Source organism: Sandaracinobacteroides sp., assembly GCF_057137845.1.
This window is the reverse complement of sequence record NZ_DBNHFX010000056.1, coordinates 1-2,859: the sequence shown is the minus strand read 5'-3', so window position 1 is coordinate 2,859 and position 2,859 is coordinate 1. Positions and strand designations below refer to the sequence as shown.

Sequence of the window (2,859 nt, the reverse complement as noted above, 5' to 3'; positions counted from 1 at the left end):
CGGTTCAGCAACCGGCGTTCCAGTTCGGGGTGTTCATGGGCGAAGCGGTCGAATGCGGATCGCGGGAACATGCAGACCTTGGAATCAACCAGTGCGGTCACGCTATACTGGCTGCGGTCGCCAAACGGCCTGCCGATGAAATCCGATGGATAGACGACGCCGACGATCTGCTCGCGCCCGTCGCTGGTCGAGATCGAGAGTTTCAGCACGCCCTCGGTGACATTGGCGACAAGAGCGGCGTCTTCACCCTCCCAGACGAGGGTGCGGCCGCGCGGGATCGTTTGCACGCGCCCCTCGCGGCTGTGTATTTCCAGCGCGTCCGGTTCGAGAGCGGAGCAGATTGCGCGGTGCCTGACCTTGCAAACCTCGCAGCGGTTCTGCGCAGCCGACGGTTTGCCGCCGGTGATCGAGTGAAGCTTCCTTGCCGGAGATTGTTGCACGAAACCCCGTCCATCGTTGCCCCGTCCTGCTGGCAGGATGGGCGATCTGATCGCGCCTGTAAACCACTGGCGCGAAACTTGGCGGCACCTCTGGGCCTGTGCAGGCCGCCGGGCAAGGCGCAGTTCGTCGCACCCTCGCGCGCGCTATGCCCCTGGGGGCATTGCCATACCGCACGGAACATCGGATGCAGATGCCCGAACCGCGAAAAGGGCGCGTATCGATGATCGACCGGCTGAAGTTCGAAATCCCCGTCGTCCTGCCCGAGGTGCCGGACGCCGACGATGCATGTGTCGGCAGGCTGGTCGAGGAATTGCAGGCGCGCCCCGGCATCATCAGCGCCCATGTTGCCAGCCGGGAAGGCGCCGAACCGCTGCTTTGCATCCACTATGACCCTGAACTGGCGTCGATTTCACGCATCCGCGAGCTTGCCGAGGCAGCAGGCGCACAGATCACCCGCCGGATCGGCCACCTGCTGTGGCAGACCGCCGCCAGCATGCACCCACGCCGCGCGCGGACGGTTGCGCAGACGCTGTCGCGGATGCCGGGCGTTCTGCAGGCGCAGGCCAGCGGCACCGGCGCCATCAGCATCGAATATGATCGCCAGAAAACGACGGAAGCCGCGCTGCGGGGCGCGCTGGCGGCGTTCGACATAGGCCCGATTTCTACGCTGGCGCCGCGCGTCGCCGCCGGGGCCGAACACGATCATACACATGGCGATGCACATGATCACGTGCATGAATCGGGCCACGGCCATGATCATGGCGCGCATGGCGGCATCTTTGGCCAGCATGGCGAACTGGTGGCCTCGCTTGGGTGCGGGGTGTTGCTGGCCGGGGGATTCGCAATCGAGCGGGCGGTTCCGGGTGCGCCGGCATCCCTGCCCATCGCGCTTTATGCCGGCGCCTATTTGGCTGGCGGCTTTTTCACGCTGCGGGAAGCAATCGACAATCTGCGCCTGAAGCGCCTCGAAATCGACAGCCTGATGCTGGTTGCGGCGGTGGGCGCGGCGCTTCTGGGTGCGTGGGCCGAAGGGGCGTTGTTGCTGTTCCTGTTCAGCCTTGGCCATGCGCTGGAACATTTCGCGATGGGAAAAGCGCGGGCCGCGATCGGTGCGCTGGCCAGACTTGCCCCTGAAACCGCAACCGTGAAGCGGGGAGGGGAACTGGTCGAGGTTGCCGTTAGCGAACTGGCGCCCGGTGATCTGGTGGTCGTCAGGCCGCACGAGAGGCTGGCCGCTGACGGCTTCGTGGTTTCCGGCAATTCCAGCATCGATCAGGCGCCGGTGACGGGCGAAAGCGTACCTGTCGATAAGGTGGCCGTTACCGATGTGGCAGACGCAAGGGCGCGCCCCGAACAGGTTGCTGCGGCTTCGCGCGTGTATGCCGGCACCATCAACGGGGCAGGCGCGCTGGAAATCGAAGTGTCGCGCCGTGCAGGCGAGACGACGATTGCGCGGGTGGTCAGGATGGTCTCTGAAGCGGAAACGCGCCGATCGCCGACGCAGCGTTTCACCGACCGGTTCGAGCGCCTGTTCGTGCCGCTGGTGCTGGGTTTGGCGACATTGCTGCTGTTTGCATTTCTGGTGATCGACGAGCCGTTCAGCGCCAGCTTTTATCGCTCGATGGCGGTGCTGGTAGCCGCCAGCCCGTGCGCGCTCGCCATCGCGACGCCAAGCGCTGTCCTCTCGGGCGTGGCGCGGGCGGCCCGATCTGGCGTGCTGATCAAGGGCGGGGCACCGCTTGAGGTGCTGGGCGCGCTTGCGGCGATCGCGTTCGACAAGACGGGGACGCTGACGGCAGGCGAGCCGGGCATCCGCCGGATCGCTCCGGCAGAAGGCGTGACACCCGGCGAACTGATGACGGTGGCGGTAGCGGTCGAGGCGTTGAGCGACCATCCGCTTGCACGTGCAATCGTCCGCGACGGGCGCACGCATCTGGAAGGCGCGCCCGTTCCACCGGCGGCCGATCTGCGTGCCCATACCGGCCTTGGTCTGTCGGCGACCGTTGCCGACAGGGTCGTGCTGATCGGCAAGGCCGAGATGTTCGGCAATGATGGCATCGCCGCGCTTTCACCCGCCGTGCGCGCCTCGATCGAGGAAATGCGCGAGAGCGGCCATACCACGATGGCCGTTCGCCACGGCGACCGTGACCTTGGCGCAATCGGACTGATGGACACCCCGCGCGGGGAAGCACGCGCCGCGATAGGCAGGCTGCGTGGGCTGGGCATCAGCCGGATGATCATGATTTCCGGCGACCATCAGCGTGTTGCCGAAACTGTGGCTGCCGAAGTCGGCCTTGATGAAGCCTGGGGCGACCTGATGCCCGAAGACAAGGTGTCGGCGATCCGGCGCCTGAGGCAGGATGGCGACGTCGCAATGGTTGGCGATGGCGTGAACGATGCACCGGCGATGGCCAATGC

Annotated in this window: 2 protein-coding genes; one reads left to right on the top strand and one right to left on the bottom strand. The window is 66.0% G+C overall.

Annotated features, from left to right (window positions below):
• A partial coding sequence (locus AC16JP_RS02735) for a Crp/Fnr family transcriptional regulator (RefSeq protein ID WP_484339069.1) occupies positions 1-407 on the bottom strand: 407 nt, incomplete at its 3' end.
• 254 nt (positions 408-661) lie between these two features.
• Here AC16JP_RS02735 and AC16JP_RS02730 point away from each other — a divergent pair.
• Positions 662-2,859 (top strand): heavy metal translocating P-type ATPase (locus tag AC16JP_RS02730; RefSeq protein ID WP_484339068.1); only part of this gene is annotated, 2,198 nt, incomplete at its 3' end.